The organism is Victivallaceae bacterium (assembly GCA_036659455.1).
Classification (GTDB): Bacteria; Chlamydiota; Chlamydiia; order Chlamydiales; family Chlamydiaceae; genus JAVXCN01.
Map to the genome: position 1 here is coordinate 84,715 of JAVXCN010000002.1, position 20,701 is coordinate 105,415.

16 protein-coding genes are annotated in these 20,701 nt (G+C 37.4%); 10 read left to right on the forward strand and 6 right to left on the reverse strand.

Annotated elements, in window-relative coordinates:
• Positions 1-78 precede the first annotated feature (78 nt).
• Together pcnB and RSA43_04420 are read right to left on the reverse strand one after the other, a co-directional pair.
• The gene (gene pcnB, locus RSA43_04415) at positions 79-1,290 is read right to left on the reverse strand and encodes a polynucleotide adenylyltransferase PcnB (GenBank protein ID MEG2496518.1); all 1,212 of its coding nucleotides are present in this window, start codon (positions 1,288-1,290) and stop codon (positions 79-81) included.
• A gap of 68 nt (positions 1,291-1,358) precedes the next feature.
• Positions 1,359-1,538, reverse strand: a complete 180-nt coding sequence (locus tag RSA43_04420; protein MEG2496519.1) for a hypothetical protein — start codon at positions 1,536-1,538, stop codon at positions 1,359-1,361.
• Positions 1,539-1,599: 61 nt separating this feature from the next.
• Here RSA43_04420 and glmM point away from each other — a divergent pair, with 61 nt between their 5' ends.
• From glmM to RSA43_04440, 4 genes are all read left to right on the forward strand, one after another.
• Complete coding sequence (gene glmM, locus RSA43_04425; GenBank protein MEG2496520.1) at positions 1,600-2,970, forward strand: phosphoglucosamine mutase; 1,371 nt, start codon at positions 1,600-1,602, stop codon at positions 2,968-2,970.
• Between the two features lie 3 nt (positions 2,971-2,973).
• Positions 2,974-4,800, forward strand: coding sequence for a glutamine--fructose-6-phosphate transaminase (isomerizing) (gene glmS, locus RSA43_04430; GenBank protein ID MEG2496521.1), 1,827 nt, complete (start codon positions 2,974-2,976; stop codon positions 4,798-4,800).
• Between the two features lie 71 nt (positions 4,801-4,871).
• Positions 4,872-6,071 (forward strand): aromatic amino acid transport family protein, encoded by a 1,200-nt coding sequence (locus tag RSA43_04435; protein MEG2496522.1) that lies wholly within the window; start codon positions 4,872-4,874, stop codon positions 6,069-6,071.
• 63 nt (positions 6,072-6,134) lie between these two features.
• Positions 6,135-6,854 carry a Bax inhibitor-1/YccA family protein gene (locus RSA43_04440; GenBank protein MEG2496523.1) on the forward strand — a complete coding sequence of 240 codons (720 nt, stop codon included), beginning with the start codon at positions 6,135-6,137 and terminating at the stop codon, positions 6,852-6,854.
• Positions 6,855-6,865: 11 nt separating this feature from the next.
• Here the strand turns inward: RSA43_04440 and ftsY are convergent, their stop codons facing one another.
• Entirely contained in the window at positions 6,866-7,729 is an 864-nt protein-coding gene (ftsY, locus tag RSA43_04445) for a signal recognition particle-docking protein FtsY (GenBank protein ID MEG2496524.1), read from the reverse strand.
• 694 nt (positions 7,730-8,423) lie between these two features.
• Here ftsY and RSA43_04450 point away from each other — a divergent pair.
• The gene (locus RSA43_04450; GenBank protein ID MEG2496525.1) at positions 8,424-9,890 is read left to right on the forward strand and encodes a DegQ family serine endoprotease; all 1,467 of its coding nucleotides are present in this window, start codon (positions 8,424-8,426) and stop codon (positions 9,888-9,890) included.
• On the opposite strand, the gene RSA43_04455 is transcribed toward RSA43_04450, so the two are convergent.
• Positions 9,887-11,254 (reverse strand): M20/M25/M40 family metallo-hydrolase, encoded by a 1,368-nt coding sequence (locus RSA43_04455; GenBank protein MEG2496526.1) that lies wholly within the window; start codon positions 11,252-11,254, stop codon positions 9,887-9,889. The two genes, RSA43_04450 and RSA43_04455, sit on opposite strands and share 4 nt — an antisense overlap.
• A gap of 314 nt (positions 11,255-11,568) precedes the next feature.
• On the opposite strand from RSA43_04455, the gene RSA43_04460 reads away from it, so the two are divergent.
• From RSA43_04460 to RSA43_04480, 5 genes are all read left to right on the forward strand, one after another.
• Positions 11,569-14,499: an insulinase family protein gene (locus tag RSA43_04460; protein MEG2496527.1), complete on the forward strand. Its 2,931-nt coding sequence runs from the start codon at positions 11,569-11,571 to the stop codon at positions 14,497-14,499.
• 494 nt (positions 14,500-14,993) lie between these two features.
• Entirely contained in the window at positions 14,994-15,167 is a 174-nt protein-coding gene (locus tag RSA43_04465) for a hypothetical protein (GenBank protein MEG2496528.1), read from the forward strand.
• 354 nt (positions 15,168-15,521) lie between these two features.
• Positions 15,522-16,685: a hypothetical protein gene (locus tag RSA43_04470; protein MEG2496529.1), complete on the forward strand. Its 1,164-nt coding sequence runs from the start codon at positions 15,522-15,524 to the stop codon at positions 16,683-16,685.
• 447 nt (positions 16,686-17,132) lie between these two features.
• A complete protein-coding gene (locus RSA43_04475; protein MEG2496530.1) occupies positions 17,133-17,459 on the forward strand; it encodes a hypothetical protein in 327 nt (108 codons plus the stop codon).
• Positions 17,460-17,875: 416 nt separating this feature from the next.
• Positions 17,876-18,484, forward strand: coding sequence for a hypothetical protein (locus tag RSA43_04480; GenBank protein MEG2496531.1), 609 nt, complete (start codon positions 17,876-17,878; stop codon positions 18,482-18,484).
• Here RSA43_04480 and RSA43_04485 read toward each other — a convergent pair.
• Both RSA43_04485 and RSA43_04490 read right to left on the reverse strand, forming a co-directional pair.
• Positions 18,445-19,662 carry a DNA recombination protein RmuC gene (locus RSA43_04485; protein MEG2496532.1) on the reverse strand — a complete coding sequence of 406 codons (1,218 nt, stop codon included), beginning with the start codon at positions 19,660-19,662 and terminating at the stop codon, positions 18,445-18,447. The two genes, RSA43_04480 and RSA43_04485, sit on opposite strands and share 40 nt — an antisense overlap.
• A gap of 1 nt (position 19,663) precedes the next feature.
• On the reverse strand, positions 19,664-20,494 hold the full coding sequence (locus RSA43_04490; protein ID MEG2496533.1) for a phosphatidylcholine/phosphatidylserine synthase: 831 nt from the start codon (positions 20,492-20,494) through the stop codon (positions 19,664-19,666).
• Positions 20,495-20,701: the final 207 nt, after the last annotated feature.

Consider the following 20,701-nt stretch of genomic DNA (forward strand, 5'->3'; position numbering starts at 1 on the left):
TAAAAAAACAATTTATCGATAGGAAATTAAAGACCGAAAAAAAATTTAACGATTCGGAAACGAACAACATATCGTAAATTAAATCAACTCCGATTCTTTTGATTGATTTTCATCATACATCTCAGACCATGCGATATATTTTTTTTCCAATTTAGGGTTAACCGTTTTTCGAATATACAAAAGCTTCAAAGCGGACCTGAAATAAGGGTGCCTCACTAGTTTCGGATTCATTTTATTATGTTTTGGATTTAGAGGGGTCATTTTATACTGAGTTTGCAAAATAAGTAAGGCGGTTATGAAATTTTTCTTGGAACATCCGGTAAATGAATTAACGAAAAATTCAGTCAGCTGTTCTCTAATGGTTTCGAGAATAAAACCGTTGGTGATTTTTTTATTCGTCTTTTTTTTGAGACGAAGATCGAAGTCTATAATCGGACAAACTAATGTTGCAATTAAGAAGCCTCTGTCGATGTTATTCTTGTCTTGAAGGTCGAAAGAGTCTAAAGCTTTTAGAAAGTTTAAAGTCGTTTTTTCAACGAAAGACTCCGTTTTGAAGGCGCAATCCAGTTTTGAAAAGAGTAAGGATAAAAATTCGCTGGTTTTTAACAGTTTGAAAAATTTATTCGAAGATGAAGATATCAAAACTTTTATGATTTCTTCAAAAACACGTGCCTTTGAGCTTTTTAAGAGTTCGTCTTTACAAGCAAACAGTGCTTCTTTCGTTGTCTCATCTACAACAAAATCGTAACGTGAAAGTATTTTAAGAAGTCGAATCATTCTCACGGGATCTTGCTTAAATCTAAGAAAAGGATTCCCAATCGTTCTAAGAAACTGTTTTTTCAGATCTCTTACACCTCCAGTATAATCGATTATGACATTTTCCTGAGGATCATAAAATAAACCGTTGATAGTGAAATCACGACGTAAAACGTCTTCTTCCGGAGTGCCCCATAAATTATCTTTGATTATGAGTTCTTCTTCAGTAGGATCTCCGGATCGAAAAGTAGACACTTCTATGAAAGAATTTCCGAAACGAACATGTGCCAATCTAAACCTACGACCGACAAGTATGCAACTTTTAAAACAGGCTTTAATTTCTTCGGGCTTGGCGGAAGTGGATATATCGAAATCTTTCGGATGCTCGTTAAGCAGCATATCCCGTATACAACCACCGACCAAGTAAGCTCGATAACCGGCTCTTTTCAATATTTTAATGACGAACAAGGCGTTCGGGTCAATAACGGAAAGATCTAAATTATGATGATCGGCACGATAAATAGTAGGCTGCATTAAATACGGACGGTTGTGACGGAAGATCGGATCGTCGAGGTTACAAAACTTTGTTCGTCCCTTGGGAATTATACTGCATAGTTTCTTTTACGTTCTACAGGATTTTGTAATTTCTTGAATTGAGATTCTTTAAGTATGAGTTCCCGATTTTTATCGTATTTTGATGCATGGAGTGCTATGAGGATTGTTAATAAGTGTTTATTCTCTCTAAATAAATTTTGTGCTAACATCTCCGTACTTTCGGTCACAATGATTCCGGTGTTTTTCATCTGGGTTTTGAGGTAAATTTTTAAATGTCTTTAGGTCAACATTAATAAGGTTTTATTCGGTACTGATGGAGTACGGGGAAGAGTCAATCGATTTCCTATGCTCGTTGAAATTGCTTTGTTGTTGGGAAAAGCCGTAGCTTCCGTTTTGCATAGCGGTCATGGTCGTCGTAGGATCGTGGTTGGTAAAGATACCAGATTATCGGGATATATGTTCGAAAATGCTTTGATTGCGGGACTCAATTCCATGGGGGCGGAAACGTTGGTTTTGGGCCCTATTCCTACTCCTGGAGTAGCTTTTATTACTCGAGCTTATCGTGCGGATGCAGGGATAGTGATTTCCGCTTCACATAATCCGTTTTATGATAACGGTATAAAGATTTTTTCTTCTGAGGGATTTAAAATTTCGGATTCCATGGAACGACTGATTGAAACAATTGTTCATGAGAATAATTTTGACGACTTTCCTAAAGATGCTGAAATAGGTAAAAATAAACGGGTTACCGATGCTTCGGGGCGATATATCGAACATGTAAAAGCTACTTTTTGCAAAGGCAGAAATTTAAAAGGTCTTAGAATTTTTTTAGATTGCGCCAACGGAGCGGCTTATAAAGTAGCTCCCTCGGTTTTGGAAGAATTGGATGCTGAAGTACATGTTGTGGGCGAGAAGCCGAACGGTACGAATATCAATGAGAATTGCGGTTCCTTACATCCTTCGGTTATTCAAAAAGGGGTAATAGAAAACGGTGCTCATGTCGGGATAGCCCTTGACGGTGACGGCGATAGAATCGTAATGGTTGATGAAAAAGGACACATTGTTGATGGAGATACCATTTTAGCTATTTGTGCACAGGATTTAAAGAAAAAGGGTCTTTTGAAAAATAATAAGGTTGTTGTTACGGTAATGACGAATTTCGGAGTGCTGCAGTTTTTGAAGCAACAGGGCGTTAAGGTTATCACTTCTCAGGTAGGAGATCGGCACGTTCTTCAGGAAATGCTTCAAAATGAGGCTTTTCTGGGAGGAGAACAGAGCGGGCATTTGATTTTTTTGGACTATAATACTACGGGTGATGGAATAGTATCCGCTTTACAAGTTTTAAGAATTATGACTGAAAGCGATTCTACGTTATCCGATCTAACGGCGAATGTTTGTAAAACTCCTCAAACTTTACTGAACGTATCTGTTCGCCAGAAAACTCCTTTTCAGGATTTACCGAAAGTTTCTGAAGTCATCAAGGATGTTGAAAAAACATTGGGTAAACATGGTCGGGTTTTGGTTCGTTATTCGGGAACTGAAAATTTATGCAGAATTATGATAGAAGCTCAAAAGAAAAAAGAGACTGATTTGTGGGCTCAAACGATAGCGGATGTTATTGTTGATGAAATCGGTATGGAAACGGCGTCGGTAGTGTAGTTTATGTGCGGAATTTTTGCTTATTCAGGAAAAAGAGAAGCGGTCTCGGTAGTTTTGGAGGGACTCGAACGTTTGGAATATCGAGGGTATGATTCTTCCGGTATTGCGACGATCCACAACAGCGAATTGGTCTATTGTAAGGAGGTGGGGAAGGTAATCAATCTTCAGAAGTCCATGTCTGAGAAAGATTGGAAGAGCCATATTGCTATAGCTCATACCCGTTGGGCAACTCACGGTGTTCCGACGCAAATCAATGCTCATCCCCAGTTCGATGATTGTTTCCGGTGTGCCGTAGTGCATAACGGGATTATTGAAAATTATTGCGAGATAAAACAATGGTTAACTGAGCGAGATGTTATTTTTCGATCCGATACGGACTCGGAGTCTATTGCACAGCTCATAGGTTTTTTCTATAAAGGAAATTTTTTGGAAGCTATGAGGCAAGCTTGCGGGATGTTAAAAGGAAGTTTTGCTTTCGCGGTCATGCATAAAGATCATCCGGATGAGTTGATTTGTATCGCGAAGGAAAGCCCCCTAGTAATAGGTATCGGTGACAGTGAGGTTTTTGTTGCGTCCGATTTAAAGGCTTTCGCTAAATATACGGAACAAATGTTCGTTTTGCGTTTTTCCGAAATAGCCGTTATCAAATCCGGTAAGGTTTTTGTTTACAACGAATTCTTTGAACCGATGGACAAAGAAATAAGAGAAATTCGAACGAATGATAAGGATCTTTGTAAGGGTACTTTTCGTCATTATATGTTAAAGGAAATTTTTGAACAGCCGGATGTTTTAGAACATATTTTAAATAAACATGTTTTGAAAAAAGGATCTGAGGAACCGGTATTGTCACATAATTTTTTATGTGATGTCCCTCTTGATAAAATAAAACGTATTCGAATTATTGCTTGCGGTTCGTCCTATCATGCCGGTTTGGCAGCTTCCTATTTTTATGAAATGTTGGTCAAAGTCACTGTTCTTGTTGAAACGTCTTCGGAATTTTTATACAGAGAGCCGTATGTATCTGAAGAAGATTTCGTAATTCTCATCAGTCAATCCGGTGAGACTGCAGACACATTAGCCGTATTAAGATATCTTCGTAAACTTAATGTATTTTATATCCTGGGTCTTTGTAATGTGGAAACGTCCTCTTTGGCTATGGAAGTAGATTCCTGTTTATTTCTTGAAGCAGGTCCGGAGATAGGAGTTGCTTCTACCAAAGCATTTACGGCGCAGGTGCTTTTATTGATATTATTCGGTCTTAAATTGGCAGTTATTAAAGAAATTTTGAATTCCGATGAACTCACTGAATGGTTGATCGATTTATTGCGTTTACCGGAACAGTGCCATGCCATCGTTACGGATCATCGACTGGAACTCGTTGCCAAAAAATATGTTCTATATGATCATTTCTTCTTGCTTGGTCGTCGTTTGATGTATCCCGTCGCTCTTGAAAGTGCGCTTAAATTGAAAGAAATAGCTTACGTTAATGCTAATGCTTATCCGGCGGGAGAAATGAAGCACGGCCCGATTGCTTTGATCAGTAAAGGTACTCCCGTATTTGCCTTTTGCGGAGATTCGAAAGTTCGTGAAAAGACTGTCAGTAATCTCATGGAAACGGGATCTCGAGGAGCTAAGATTGTATTGTTCTCTTCTCAAAAGGATAGTCATTCCTGTGCTGAGGACGCGATTTGCATTCCTGAAAATAGGTCGGTTTGTAATGTCATTTTATATTCCGTTGTCGGTCAGTTATTGGCTTATAATATAGCTCTCGACAGAGGTACGGATATAGATTGTCCCAGAAACTTGGCCAAATCCGTCACTGTTGAATAGTTGGATTCATTTTTTTTAATTTATCGATATTGTTTCGTACAAACGATGCAATAGTTTTTGAAGGTTTGATTATGTTAAAAAGTAAGATATTCGGAGCTACGATGCTCGTGGCTGGAACGGCTATCGGAGCTGGAGTTTTAGCCGTTCCTTTGCTTGTTGCCGATGGTGGTTTTTTTCCTAGTATAATCTGGTATCTCGTTTCCTGTTTTTTTGCCGTTTTCAGTGGTTATTGTGTTCTGGAGGTTACAAACTGGGATAAAGAAAAAGCAGGAGCAAACTTTGCCTCTCTTACGAAATTATCTATGGGTTCCGTTGGAAAAATTTTATTCACCAGCGTCTATATTTTATTTTTATATGCAATTTTAGTTGCTTACTTTTGTGAGGGCGGAAATTTGTTATTCCGTGTTTTCGGAAATGCGATTTCTTCAGCATCTTTCGATGGGACCGGTTATCGTTTTATAGGGCCTTTGTTGTTCTTCGGTTTAATGTTTTTCTTCGTCTCTTCCGGAATTAAAGTAGCCGATCGATTTAATCGTATTTTAGTCGTCGGGTTGATTTTGTCTTTTCTATTATTTTGTGTTTTAGGCTTTACGGATATTCGCTTTGATTTATTAAAGCATTGTTCATGGGAATCTTCTTTGAGAGGATTTCCCGTACTTTTTCTTTCTTTTGGCTACCAACTTGTGATTCCTTCTTTGTTCTATTACTTGGATCGTAGTATTAAACAAGTTAAAAAGGCGATTATTTTAGGAGTTACCGTTCCTTTAGGTTGTTATATTATTTGGAATCTTTTGGTTTTAGGAGTCGTCCCTCTGGATTTATTGCATCATTCATTGGAATCGGGACATACTGCTGCAATGGCCTTAAAGTTATCGCTGAGTTCCCCCGCTTTTTACGTAGCGGGTGAGTGTTTTGCTTTTTTTGCTTTGACTTCTTCATTTATCGGAGTATCCGTTGGATTTATCGATTTTCTGGCCGATGAGTTAAAATGGGATAAAAAATGTAAGAAATTACAGCTGCTTATATTGATTTTCGGTATTCCCTTAAGTTTATCGATCATTTATCCTGATCTGGTATTGAAATGTCTTCATTACGGCGCCGGAACAGGAGCCGCCTTATTAACGGGAATTTTTCCTATTCTTATGGTTTGGTTAGGTAGGGGCAAGCGATGTTCTCTAGGTAAGCAAAAAGTACTGCCTGGAGGCAATTTCATGTTACTTATACTTTTAGTGATTGTAATGTTCGATTTGTTTATTATCGGTTTTAAATAATTTATTATTTTTAATTTGCATACAACAGTATGTTTTTTTAAATTCGAAAAAAGGAATTTATTTATGAAGTTGTATAGTCATAATAATTTAAATAAAGATGGTTTGGTTTCGGGGACTTTTGCGTCCAGAGTTTATGGCTGGATGACTTTAGGGTTATCCGTTACGGCAGGAATCACCGGTTTGTTAAGTTACACTGGTTTTTATAAGACATTATATCCTTACTGGTGGTTGTGGTGTTTAGGTACTTTGGGAGTTTCCTTATGGATTAGTCGTAAGATAAATACCCTGTCGGTTCAAGGAGTGATGGGATTATTTATCGCGTATTCCGTTTTGGAAGGATTGTTTTTTGGGACGGTTATTCCCGGCTATGCAGCTACTTATGGGGGAGGTGTCGTTTGGGCAGCCTTTTTAAGTGCTGCCGGTATTTTTGCTATAGCCGCGCTTTACGGAACTTTTACGCATAGCGATATGACTGGACTGGGTCGTATTTTCTCTCTCGGTTTATTTGCTTTGATCGGACTATCAATCATTTATTTTATAGTTTCGTTATTCGTTGTGCTTCCTATGTTTTATCTTTTGATATGTTATTTGGGACTTGTGATGTTTGTCGGATTATCGGCTTATGATGCTCAGACGATTAAACGCATGAGTTTACAAGCGGATATAAATTCTTCGTTATCATACAAATTAGCCTTGGTAATGGCATTGAGAATGTATATCAATGTAATAATGATATTTTGGTATCTGCTTCAGATTTTTGCGTCTTCAAGCAAAAATAAATAAATCTCAAGCGATTAAGGCGTAGATATGAGTAATTTATTAATGAAAGTTTCCGGGTGAAAAGTTTGTAGATCACTTATTTCTTCACCGTTGCCTATATAAAGAGTCGGAATTTTTAAGGTGTGATAAATATTGAAGACGGTCCCTCCTTTTGAGGAACCGTCCGTTTTTGTGAGCACCAGACCTGTGAGTGGGTGAGCTTCATGAAAGAATCGGGCTTGTTCGGTAGCGTTGTTGCCTAACGAGGCGTCAATCGTTAGGAGTGTTTTAAAGGGACGACCTTCTAAAGATTTCGTGCAAACCCTAATTATTTTATTCAATTCTTGCATGAGATCATAGTTTGAATGCAACCTACCTGAAGTATCAATCAAAACGACGTCATAGCGCTTGACTAAAGCGGTTTTGATACCGTCGCATGCTACAGCGGCCGGATCTCCTCCTATGGCACCTTTAATTATCGGACAATTCAATTTTTTTGACCAAAATTCCAACTGTTCGGTAGCTGCGGCCCTAAAAGTATCGGCTCCGACAAAAAGTACGCTAAGATTTTTTTTAAGAAAACGGTTGGCAAGTTTAGCTATCGTTGTTGTTTTACCGGATCCGTTGCTTCCCAGCATGAGATAGATCTCGGGATTTTCGATTAAAGGGGAGTCGTCTTGTGTTCTTATAATTCCGAAAAGAAACTCTGCGAGTTCTCTAAAGAGTTTGTCTTCGGTATCGATTTTTCTGGTTTTATGACGTAAATGCTCGATGATTAACTCAACCAAACCGGAACCGAAATCGGCTTCATAAAGCAATTGTTCGGCTCTATCAAGGAAAGAGTCATCAATCTTTTTTCCGAAAATATTTTTTAATTTGACTCTGAAAAAATTGAACATGGAGCCAGGAAAATTTAGTTAAGGGAGGCGGGAGTATAAAAGATGACGAAAAAAATAGGAAGTCATATGAATATGCCTGAATGCAGGTAAAGAAAATCTTGAAGTCTTATGACATCGAAATACATATTTTTAATATTGTCGCTTTGCTTGATCAAACTGTTCCGGTTTTGGATAAGTTTGAAATTTTTTGAGAGTAGTCAAGTTTAAGTTTATGCCGGAGGAATTAAGATTTGTCATTCCGGATCCGAATTATTAGAGTTTGTTACGTTTTGATTAATTAAGGAATTTTATAATTACTGAACCTGCGGCCGTTCTTTTATCATTATTGATATCGGAAGGGGCCCTTGATAAGGAATACTATTCAACCATACCATCGGAAAAATTCGAATTGCTTCTCATAAGATCAATTATCCGTTCTTGAAGTTAAAATGAGCCCGGATTCAATCGGTAACAGATTTGAATAAGTTTAAGAACAGCTTTCAGATGTTTATTCATTGAATATTGAAAAAAATATTTGTCTGCCGTTTTTGTTTTAAGAAAACTACTTGTAAGAAATGTTTTTTAAATTTAAATATATTTCTTCAGTGCAATTGGTTCGCTCTTTTAAGAGTGTGTAATTGTTATTGTCGTTTTCCGATCGGAACGTTTCAGGTCGGTGTTATTTATTAGAGATTTGAATTTCGGGAGACTTATTATGAACAAATCCGATTCCAGGATCTTAGTATTTTTCTTATTTATCTTTTTAGGAATGCAAGTTATTTCTTCTTCGAATCATTTGCTGGCGGCCAAACAAGTCGAGTCATCCCAGGAAAACTTATTGAAAGAAATTTCCGGAGGATTTTCCAGGATAGCCAAACAAGCCACTCCCGCTGTAGTTTGTATTGAAAGTTTTCCTCAGTCTAAAAACGATTATGGGTTGAGAAACGGTCCATCCCGACATAAAGGGTCTTATGAAAATCCTTTCGATTATTTTAATGATGAATTTTTCAATCGTTTTTTCGGACTTCAGTCTCCTCAAGAGAGACCTTCTCCAAGAGAAGCTGTTAGAGGCACGGGTTTTATCGTTACTTCAAACGGCTATATTATGACTAATAATCATGTGGTAGATAATTCCGGTAAAATTAACGTAACTTTACACGACGGCAGAAAATATCCGGCTTCAATTATAGGTTTGGATCCTAAAACGGATTTGGCAGTTATTAAGATAGAAGCTTTGGATCTGCCTTATCTTACTTTCGGCAATTCCGATAAAATAGAGGTAGGTGATTGGGCCATAGCTATAGGAAATCCTTTCGGTTTACAAGCTACTGTGACGGTCGGAGTCATAAGTGCCAAGGGCAGGAATCAATTGCATATAGCTGATTTTGAAGATTTTATTCAGACCGATGCGGCTATTAATCCGGGTAATTCCGGAGGACCGCTTCTGAACATCAACGGGCAGGTTATCGGGATTAATACGGCTATATTCAGTGGAACAGGCGGTTATTTAGGAATAGGTTTTGCAATTCCGAGTTTAATGGTAAGTCGTGTTATGGATCAGCTTATCAAAGATGGTCAAGTTACGAGAGGTTTTTTAGGGGTAACCTTACAGCCGATAGATGCCGATCTGGCCGATTTTTACAAATTGGACAAAATAAAAGGAGTTTTGGTAACTGATGTCGTGAAGGGATCGCCTGCCGATAAAGCCGGTATTAGACAAGAAGATATTATTATTGCCTGCAATGGGAAAGAAATCGAAAGTTTAAGTTCTTTCAGAAATGCGATTGCCTTAATGTCGCCTAAATCTCGTATTGTTTTAAAAATATATCGAGAAGGTAAGATTATTGATGTACCGGTTACGATTATTTCTGCTCCCGGAGATGAAATTATCGCTCCTTTAGAGAAGATCGGTGTTAAAGTTCAAGTTTTAACGCCTGAATTGGCTCATCAGTTCGGTTTTAATGTACAAAAAGGCTTATACGTAGCTGCAGTAGAACCGGATAGTCAAGCGGCGTTGGCCGGAGTGAAAGCAGGTCAATTGATTTTGGCGGTTAATCGTAAAAAAGTCATTTCATTGGAAGACCTCGAAAATGCCATCAAAGATGCAAAAGACAAAAAAATCCTCTTAATGTTAGGTCAGGAAGACGTAGTCCGATTCGTTGCACTTACTCTAGAGGATTAATCGACTTCAGATTCGAGTAACATACAAATGCTCAAAAATCCCCGACGCAATTGGCTTAAGCTGAATTTTTCGTTAGGTGCGTGGATATTGTCTTGATTGAAAGATACTCCGCAGATAACCGGTCTGGCTTTGGAACTTGCGGCAAGATCCAAAGCAATCGGAATACTTCCTCCCATAAGTGTATACTTACAGGGGGCTCCGAAAAGTTTTTCGTATATACCGGATAGTTTCTGAGTAATTGCGGAAATATTTTCGGTATTGTGCCAACCTAGAGAAGCACCGTCACGAATCTCACTTGTCATTTTCAAACCTTTCGGAAGCACTTTCAACAAGTGGTTAATTACTGCCTTACCTATCCTTTCGGGAACTTGATTAGGGACTAGGCGACAGGAAAGATAAGCGGTTGCCATTTTCGGAATAACGGTTTTAAAGCCGGGACCTGTATATCCGCCTCCTATTCCGCAGATTTCCAAAGTCGGTCTTAAAAATATCGCCTCGTAAACGGAATAATTTTTTTCCATCCCAGAAGGGTGAAAACCGAAAGCAGAGAAACAGCTTTCCTCCTGGTTATCCATGCATAATAGAGTCATTTCTTGTTTTGAGAGAGGAATGACATCATCGTAAAATCCTTTCACGCAAACGCGATTATTTTCATCATGAAGAGAAGCAAGCATTTTAATGAGAGCTCGGTTGGGATTATAAGCAGCACCTCCCAGACTTCCAGAGTGTAAATCACTATTGCTTTCGGTCACGTTGACGATTATATTGACTAATCCTCGTGCACCCAAGCTGATTCTCGGGGCTTCTTCAGAATTGAAACCTCCATCCACAATGAACAATTCATCAGCTCTAATCGATTCTTCTTTTTTTTCCAATAGTTTGCCTAACCCAGGGCTTCCTATTTCTTCTTCTCCGTCAATAATGATCTTTATGTTAATCGGAAATTTTCCATGCTTTTTAAAAAATTCTTTGCAAGCAAAAAGGGTATAAAAACATTGTCCTTTATTGTCTGAAGCTCCTCGAGAGTAGACATAACCGTCGCGAAGTTCAGGATCGAAAGGTTCGGACTTCCACTCATCCAAAGGTTCTATAGGCTGAACGTCATAATGCATGTACAGGAGTAAGGTTTTTTTATCCGGACCCGCTTCGGTATTATAAGCAAATAAGACTGGTGGATGCTCCTCGGTTTCCCATAATTCTGTCGAAAAAACGCCTTCCAAATAAGTTTGGATAAAATCGACACAAGCAAACATCTCTTCGGAAGTTTTAGGATAATTCGAAGATATGGTACGAAATTTCAAAAAGGTAAAAAAATCATCCAGAAAAACGGATTTTTCTTCGTCGAAGATGTCTTGATAATTCATAAAGCGGAGTATTTTATAAATTCAGAATAACTAACGGTTCTTGGCTTATAAAACAGTCAAAGAACTACTCGCGAGTTTAAGAAATACAAGAGAATAAATCTAGAGAAATTGAGGACGGGTGTCTTAGTAATTGAATAAGTGTTACTTATTATCAATAGATTGAATCTTAAATACTGCTGATTATGATTTAATTTTCGTCTTAATAGTTATTCGTTTTTCTTAATGATTTTGAGTCCGTTTCTTTACAAATTGTCAAAAACTTAGTTTTAGTTTATCTTTCTGGAACTTTTAGTGAAGCTTTAGAGACACTGTTTATGAAATCCGGAGATGTTTATCGCAATTTTTTCGTTACTTCTTGTGAAGAAATTCCCGAAATCAAGAGTACTCTTTTGGAAATGGAACATAAAAGCACGGGAGCTTCCATCATGATGATTATTCATGATGATGACGAAAATCTTTTTAATATTTCATTTCAGACATGTCCTTCTAAATCTGATGGAGTAGCTCATATTTTGGAACATACGGTTCTTTGCGGTTCCGTCGCTTATCCCGTAAAAGATCCTTTTTTTTCGATGACCAGACGTAGTTTAAATACTTTTATGAACGCCTTTACGGGTCCCGATTTTACGTGTTATCCCGCTGCGTCCCAGATTGCCGAAGATTTTTATAACCTATTTAGCGTTTATATCGATTCGGTATTTCATCCTTTGTTGAGTAAGAATTCTTTTCTTCAAGAAGGGTGGCGGTTGGAAGTCGTCAATCGGGAAAAGAAACTTTTGAAATTCAACGGAGTGGTTTTTAACGAAATGAAGGGAGCCCTTATGAGCGGAGAAGCTAGGTTATCCGAAGCTTTAAATACTGCCATATTCCCTGACGTAACGTACGGAGTAAATTCAGGAGGAGAACCCAAAGATATCGTTAAATTGAATCGAGACACCGTAAGAGATTTTCATGAGAAATATTATTCTCCGGGGAGGGCATTTTTCTATTTTTATGGTAATATAAAACCGGAAAGTCATCTTGATTTTTTGGAAGAAAAAATTCTTAGGGGAGCGGAAAAAGCAGATAAGCCTCTACCGGTGCCTCTTCAAAAACGATTTAAGGAACCTTGTCGAAAACATTTGTTCTACCCTACGGACTCTAAAGACGAAGATAAATCTTTATTCGGTATCACATGGCTTACTTGTTCTATTTTGGATCAGTTGGACTTATTGGGATTGTATGTGATAGATCTTGTTCTTATGGGATCCGACGCTGCTCTTTTAAAGAGTGAATTATTGAGGTCGGGTTTGTGTAAACAGGCGGATTCTGCTATAGAAGGCGAAATTAGGGAAATCCCGTTTACGGTTGTTTGTAAGGGCTGTTCTTCTGATGCACGTCAGCCTTTGGAAGATTTAATATTTCGCTCTTTACATGAAACAGTTAAAAACGGCATTCCTGCGCATTTGATAGAAGGTGCCATTCATCAACTGGAACTTTCTAGGAAAGAAATTTCCGGATACTCTATGCCTTACGGATTATCGTTGTTTTTTCGAGCCGGTTTATTGAAACAACACGGAGGAAATCCATCGGATGGCTTGAAAATACATAGTTTATTTGCCAATTTGAGAAATAAATTGGCAGCCTCGGATTATCTTGCCGAATTGATCAATAAATACTTGATAGATAACAAACATTTCGCGTGTATCTTGATGGAACCCGACCCTGATCTGATTTCAAAGGAAAACGAAGAAGAAAGGATTCTTTTGGAAAAGATAGCCGAAACATTTGAAGATCAAAATTTTGAAAGAGTAATTCAAGAAAATGCCGAGCTGGAAAAATTCAGGAACGAAAAAGACGATCCTTTTATTTTACCTGGCATTTCGCTGGAAAAGATCCCTGTTTCAGGTAAGGAGTTCTCTTTATCCGTAGAAAAAAATTCTTCAGGCAATTTGTTGGTTCATGAATGTTTTACGAATGATCTAGTGTTCGTCGATTTCGTATCGGATTTGCCTCATGTGAGTCTTGAAGAGCTTCCTTGGTTACGTCTACTGATCTATCTTTTACCACAGATGGGTAGTGGAGGTAGGAACTATAAACAACAGTTGGAATTCCTTTTGGAACATACTGGAGGCATTGATATTGTTTATGATTTTTCTTTTCATGCGGTTACATTCGGTTTGATACGACCTTCGTTAAGTATTCGAGGGAAAGTATTGGCAGCTAAAAAAGACAAATTGTTTCAAGTGTTTCAAGATTTAATCGAATCAACGGATTGGACCGATAAGTATCGTATCAAGGAGTTATTGCTTCAACATGAGGAATCTTTGACTAATAGCGTTAGAAATAGCCCTATGGGTTATGCCGTTAATTTAGCGACTTCTTCCCTGTCTTCCGTAGCCGCTGTGTCTTACGCTCTTTCAGGATTGCCTTACGTCGAAATGATTCGTAGTTTATGTATGAATTTCGAATCGAAGATCGATGAAATTATTTTCAAATTGAGTGATTTAAAGAACAGATGTCTAGGATTGGCACAACCCGACTTAGTTTTAAGCTGTAATCGAGAAACCGTGGATCTATTGGCTAAGGATGATTTTTACGGAATTTTTTCAGTATGCAATAAGGACAAACAGGCATGGAATACCTCTATTCCTTTGAAATCCGGTTCTCATGAAGGACTCTTTATACCGTCGCGAGCTGCTTTTAATGCTTTAGCTTTTCCTCTTCAAGAACTTTCTTATAGTCATCCCGATGCTTCGACTCTTTGTGTTCTCGCAGAAATGTTGGACAATGTAGTTCTGCATACTAAAATTAGAGAACAAGGCGGGGCTTACGGTTCCGGTGTATCTAATAATTTGGCTAAGGGAGTTTTTTATTTTTATAGTTATCGGGATCCTGAAATTTTTAACTCCTATCGAGTTTTTCTTGAAGCTATTGAAATTTTAATGGAAGGAAAATTCAGTGAACTAGATTTAAAAGAAGGTATTTTAGGTGTAATACAAGATTTGGATACACCGGTCCCACCTGGAGGAAGAGCTATCGTAAGTTATTTCAGACTCAGAAACGGCAAAACGGTAGATGTTCGTCAGAAATTTCGTAAGGCTCTATTGAATGTAACGGTGGAAGATATTAAATCCGTAGCTCGTAAGTATCTTTTTGAAATTTTGGACAGAGCGATATTCGTTTCTTTTGCCGGAGAAGAAATGCTTAGGAAAAATGCTGAAGAGTTTGACGGGAACATGAAATTATCGGCTTCACTTCTTTAAGTGATGTGAAACGGATTATTATACAGGCAATGCTTAATTTTGGAATTCTTTTGGGAGTCTCAAAACAGCCAAATATTACTGGGGGAATGAAGTGGGTTTTTCACCTGAAGGCTGAGTGTGAGTAACGAATCAAAGGGAATATTTACCGTTATACATTGCAGTGTTTTTCTCGAGAAAATCTGTCGGGAGATTCTATGAGATCTTTAAGAGATCTCATGAGATGAGAGCCGCTTTTCGCTTAAGGCGAAGCGTCTCTTTTAAAAACTTGTTAACCGCTAACCTTTTTCAATAAGTTCCAATGGAAATCCAAACCAAATTCACTTAAGGCAACGATTTACCTTTTTCTTTTTAAGAATCAAAAATAACTACGAAAACACGCCAATTCAAAAGGAAAAACTGGCAAAAAGATTGGGAGGTAAAGGTCAATCATAACGGATTAGCTGTTTGTTAAAGTTAGATGGCATGGCGTTCCCTTAAAAAAAGGTATACCCCCTATGAAAGAGATCACAATTCCGAAAAATCTTGTACCTTTGATATGGGCTTTTTCTGCAAATGAACAGTCAGTAAAGTTACTAATTATCGAAGCTGCTAGGGCAATCTACACAACGCAAGATTCATTTTTAAGCGAATATTCTGTTTCAAATGAAGAGCTTGATGAGGGGAATTGACCCAAAAGACACAATCGAAATGGTTTATGGGGCACAGATTATCACTAGTCATCTTTTAGGAAATTATCAACGGACGATTTTGAAAACTTAGCCCATAATAGGAAAAAATTTTTAAAAGTTTGGGGTACAGCAGAGGCTCAAATTGGGGGAAATTTAAAGCATGCTCTCTATACTAAGAGCTTACCAAGAAGTAAAGTAGCACAATACATTGAAGAAAGAGATCTGAAAATTTGCAAATTTTATCAGTTATAGACAGAACAGTATGTGTAATACAGAAGTGGATGAATTTAGCTGTTTTAGTCTGTAATACAGTAATACTATAATACGATAACACATAGTCTTAAAAGAGTTTCAATGATGTTTAGAGATGACCAATTTGATTTTTGTGAAGGTGATACATACTTTCTTTTTTTATGCTTGAAAATGGACTGCCTTCTTTTTGATCGACTTCCTATAAAATTAGCCCCAGGGATTTCATTAGTTTTAACACCACTGCATGCGTTAGAACAGGCCGCAGGATATGGCTCACCCGAACGAGAAAACATAGCCTTAGCTGACGTAGTTTATCCAGGCTTTGGCTTAGGAGGGGGCCTTGTTAATGCTTGCATCAAAATAGACTCATTAGTTCCCGCTAACTTAAGAAGTCGCTATTTTTGGTTTATGGTGTCAGCGTTATATTTAACTAAACCTCTTTATATAAACATCTCAGGAAGCTTTTCTTATGGTAATAAGAAAATAGGTTTTCTTGGTAAAACACCTAGCAGGATTTTGAAAAGATCTAATATTTCTCTTGACGGTTTCTACAGCCATGCCAATTTCTACAGCCATGCCAATGGAGAAAATTGGCTGCAATACAATGAAGAAGACTTCAAACGAGCTGGTGTGTATTTTGCGCGCTTCGTAGAGATCTTCGCTTCAAGGAAGACAGCGGCTCGCCCGTGTTATGTTTTACAAGCCTTCTTTGAAGCTACTCTTTGGGAGCAATTAACCTATGCAAGCACTTGTTTTTCGAAACTCTTTCCTCTGATTGATGCTTTTACTGGAAATCCAACGCACAAGCATGAACTAAAGGCATCAACCAGATTAAGCCTGTTTCTTAAAGACTTGCCGAGCAAGTTTTTGAAAAATTCCCTATCAGAAGAAGAAATCAAATCTCGCATAGCATCCATTTGGCAACGTCACAGAGGACCCAGTCTACATGGTTTTCTTAAAGAACCAGATGCCATAACGTCTGACGGTTCCAATATAACCTCTGTCAATAACGAAGAATCGAAGGATCTTTTCGATTTAATGGAGTTGTCAAGGTTAGCCATAATAAAAATGCTTCTTCTTGATGAAAGCTCGTTTAAAGAATACTGCGATATTCCTATTCCAAAACAGAAGTATTCTTCAAAAGAAGAGAGGACTGCCGATGAATCTAACAGAGATGAATTAGGAAAAAAATTCTTTGAAGAAAACTTCTATGTTCATCCAAAAGAATTGATCGCTTACACCAATTTTTTTAAATTTTCTAACTAAAAATTTGAAGCAGAAATAGAAGATCAAGAGCTGGTTTCTATATAAAGAGGGTTAATAGGCGGAAAAGGTTTTTCCGCTTATGTAATTCAAAAATACTTCACTACTGTATTACAGTCTTACTCCACGTTCTTTTTTCTATTCTTGATCATCAAAATTCTTAACTTCTTTTGCATACAGCAGACGTATTCCTTCACAAATCAGCGATGATTTATCTGTTTTGTTATGATTTCTCAGTCGCTTTATAAAAATTTCATTTAACAAATCTTCATCTTCTTCCGACATATCAAGACTATAAAAAAGGAGATAACATCCCCAGCTATGGAATAGCAGCTACGACGAACATAGTAACTATGTAACTATTTTCGACGTAACAGAGTAGTAGAGGGTGGAAAAATTGTTAAGGCTGGAGGATGCGCTATTCTTTTTAAAAAGCTGGGCGGATTCATTTTGGCAGTTATCGCGTTTGTAGTTATCGAGGCTCTTTTTTTAATATCTTTAAGCGTAGAAAAGAGGATTAGCATGTTTAGAATAGTTGTTTTTGCTCTATTTTCATCAAGCATAACCAATGCCGAAACTATCAGAGACAACTCTGGAAATAAATACATCACCCTTGGAGAAGTCCTTGGGATGCCTACTCAAGTACAATATAGTGGAAGAACTTGGTGGTATGGAAGTAGTTACATAGACTTCAATGATAAAGAAGAGAACAAAGAATATTCGGGTGGAAATCAATTAAAAATACGCCTTCTTCCCAAAAACAAATCAAAAGATTAGAGGAAGAAGAGAGGTTAGAAACGCTTCACCTAATTACAGGTGGATCATTTAGCTATCTTTCAATAGAAGGCTTATAATAGCGGCTGGAGGCCACAATAAAGCTACTTCCAGCACGCTTTGTGCTTCGTGATTTAAGCGCCGGCAGGACTAAAAGCGAATTCAATGAAGAAAAACTTCCATACATGCTTGGATTAGAAAATTATATAAAGCAAGGAAGAAAAAAAATATTAAATGACCGAATAGCAAAAGATATTTTGAGGTTTGTCTAAGGTAATCCTGTTTGGATTGTTTAAGTGTTTTTCTTCTTCCGGGAAGTGATTGTTATTATTTTGGAAAATCATTCTTTTCTTAAATTTGTTTTTGATAAAAAACCGAATAACAAAATATAACGTGTTTTTATTCGGAAGAGGAATGAGATGTTACTGATTTTTTTGGACTCTGAAACGGGAGGTCTTGACTGTCATATACATAGAATATTGGAAATATCTTTTCAGATTCTTAATACTTGTTCTGACCGGATTATTTGTACTTATTCTTCTTTAATCAAGCATGAGCAAACCATTTGGCAGCAAAGAAATCAAGATAGCTTGTTCATCAACGGTTTAACGGAAGAGTATGTTAACGAACGCGGAAAAACGGAGAGTCAAGTAGCAACCGAAATCAAAGACGTTTTTGATTGTTATGGAATTTCTAAGGAAAATGCGGCTTTTATTTGTCAGAACCCTGCTTTGGACAGAATGTTTTTTTCCCAATTGATTTCAACCGAAACACAACATCAAAACGGATGGCCTTATCATTGGTTGGATTTGGCATCGATGTTTTGGATATTTAAAAAAATCATTTGTCGTGATCAATGTTCTTTAAACATGTTGGCAAAGGATAATATTGCAAAATTTTTGGGTTTGGAAGAAGAAATGAAACCGCATAGGGCTTTGAGGGGGGTTGAGCATTTAGTAGCTTGTTATCGTGCTTTGGAAGATCGGTTTCAATCTTCCGATTTGTTAGATTGCAACGGTGAACAGTAATCGGCGTTTTTTTCCTCCGATTCTTTGGTTTTCCTAAAGTCGGTTGTGCGGGATAATACTTCTACATATTTCGGATCACCCAGCTTTTTAGTGTCGTCCTTTACATCGAACTTATCGAATTCTCTAGCCGTAACCATGACTCTTTTTTCCAAACTACTGAGAGTATCGTTATACGCGTTTACGGCGGTATTTAAACTATGTCCTACTTTGTTGAAGTGATCGAACATAGTAATTAATCTTGAATAAAGCGTTTTACCCCAATCTCCGATTTTTTCTATTTGTTTATGCATATTTTCTTGTTTCCAAGCAAATGAAATGGTTTTTAGCATAGCCAAAAGAGTAACCGGACTAGTCAAAAAGACATTGCACCGGTGTCCGAAATCAATCAAAGAAGGATCTTCTTTAATGGCATCGTTGAATAAACTTTCTCCAGGTAAAAAAAGAATAACGAACTCGGGAGAGTATTGATTTTCCCAATAGGCTTTTTGTTTCAGACATTTGATGTGGTCGCGTATTTTTATTATAAGGTCCGATTTATCGATGCTTTCCGAGAAATAAGATTCGGATAGAGGAGATTTTGCATCGACTATGATGATTTTATCGTCCGGTAGTTTAATAATGACATCCGGTCTTGCTTTCGTACTCTGAACTTGTTCTTGTAGGTTGAAATCACAGTGTTTCAGCATTCCTGACAATTCAAGGACTCGTTTCAACTGCATTTCACCCCATAGACCTCGAGTACCTGGACATTTTATGATATCTGTTAAGTTACGAGTTTCTTGTTCCAGTTTTTGTTCCGCCTCCAATAATCTTGTGATTTGACTTTTCAAAGAACCGTGTTCTTCTGCTTGGACGGTTCGAAAGTTAAGAATATCTTTCTGAAAATCGGATAAAATTTTTTGTACGGGATTCATTAACTTATCAATGGCTTCCGTTTTTATTTGAAAATGATTTTCGGTTTTTTCGTAGAAACGATTTATGATGGCTTCGGAAGTATCTTTTAATTCTTTACTAAACTTATCGGTTAATTTTTCATTATCCGCTTGCATTTCTGCCTGTTGTAGTAGTAGTGCATATCTGGATTTAATGCTTATGATTTTAAAATAATGCCATAGAAAAACAATAACGCCTCCCAAGCACATGGCGCAAATATATGAGAGCAAAGATGATGTTGTCATTCTAATCCTCAGGAGATGAAGTATCGATGTTTGAGCGAAAAAGTAGGAAAGCGGGAAATACAACTCCTATATATGACCAAGAAACTAAAAAAAACATTTCGATAAAATAATCGATGATACCTAAGAAAAAAATTCCGGCAATGATACCCAAGATTAAAACAAAAGAAAAAGAACGGATCTTAAAATGCAGGTTTTTTAAATTAGGAAATTTCCACCGAGAAACCATTAATCCTCCGATAACGATTAAGATCGAACAAAGAGAGAACAGTTTTATTTTCGGAGATAGGTATTCTCCATAATTGGAAGATAAAAGTAAAGTTGCCGAAACAACCGCTGAGCCTGCGGCCGGAATAGGGAGACCGGTAAAATATCCCGATTTTTCGGAAGAATCTCCGGCATCGCATTTTAGGGATCTTATATTATAGCGAACCAGCCTTAAGACACCACATAGGGAATATATCATAGCGGAGATCAACAACAACGAATTGAAAGGACGGGCGAATTGAAAATCCGATAAACTTTTGATCGTAATTAAAGAAGGTGCAACTCCGAAAGTTATGGAATCGGATAAGGAATCAAACTGACCGCCGAAAGCACTCTCTGCTTTCATGATCCGCGCTACGGCTCCGTCTGCAAAATCGGCGACCATCGCTATCAAAAGAAGAATGGACAGTCCTCTTAGAACATGACATAAGTCTCGATTAGGTTCTTTTAACATGCTTTTAAAGATGATGAATAATCCGCAACATAGAGCAAAAGCCGTAATAACATTCGGAGCTAAATAAACTCTTTTTCCGCGTGTTTTAATGTGTAAACGACTCTTAGTTGTCATGATCTTTTCGATTTTCGTATTTCCTATAACATAGCCGATAAAGAGAAAATCAACAAGCTTCCGGGAACTAATTTTTATTAAAGAAAATACTATTTGATGGGATTTTTTAAATCTCTCCGAACCCTTTTTTTTCACGGAGAGCAATCGTTTTTTCGATTGAAGATAAAATGTATCAATACTATATATGGTATATATGTATTAAATGTA

Coding starts and splice junctions, on each gene's coding strand:
- RSA43_04485 (MEG2496532.1), bottom strand. CDS start 19,662: ATGACAACATCATCTTTGCTCTCATATATTTGCGCCATGTGCTTGGGA.
- glmS (MEG2496521.1), top strand. CDS start 2,974: ATGTGCGGAATTTTTGCTTATTCAGGAAAAAGAGAAGCGGTCTCGGTA.
- RSA43_04460 (MEG2496527.1), top strand. CDS start 11,569: ATGAAATCCGGAGATGTTTATCGCAATTTTTTCGTTACTTCTTGTGAA.
- RSA43_04450 (MEG2496525.1), top strand. CDS start 8,424: ATGAACAAATCCGATTCCAGGATCTTAGTATTTTTCTTATTTATCTTT.
- RSA43_04465 (MEG2496528.1), top strand. CDS start 14,994: ATGAAAGAGATCACAATTCCGAAAAATCTTGTACCTTTGATATGGGCT.
- RSA43_04490 (MEG2496533.1), bottom strand. CDS start 20,494: ATGACAACTAAGAGTCGTTTACACATTAAAACACGCGGAAAAAGAGTT.
- RSA43_04455 (MEG2496526.1), bottom strand. CDS start 11,254: ATGAATTATCAAGACATCTTCGACGAAGAAAAATCCGTTTTTCTGGAT.
- RSA43_04480 (MEG2496531.1), top strand. CDS start 17,876: ATGTTACTGATTTTTTTGGACTCTGAAACGGGAGGTCTTGACTGTCAT.
- RSA43_04440 (MEG2496523.1), top strand. CDS start 6,135: ATGAAGTTGTATAGTCATAATAATTTAAATAAAGATGGTTTGGTTTCG.
- RSA43_04435 (MEG2496522.1), top strand. CDS start 4,872: ATGTTAAAAAGTAAGATATTCGGAGCTACGATGCTCGTGGCTGGAACG.
- RSA43_04470 (MEG2496529.1), top strand. CDS start 15,522: ATGATGTTTAGAGATGACCAATTTGATTTTTGTGAAGGTGATACATAC.
- pcnB (MEG2496518.1), bottom strand. CDS start 1,290: ATGCAGCCTACTATTTATCGTGCCGATCATCATAATTTAGATCTTTCC.
- ftsY (MEG2496524.1), bottom strand. CDS start 7,729: ATGTTCAATTTTTTCAGAGTCAAATTAAAAAATATTTTCGGAAAAAAG.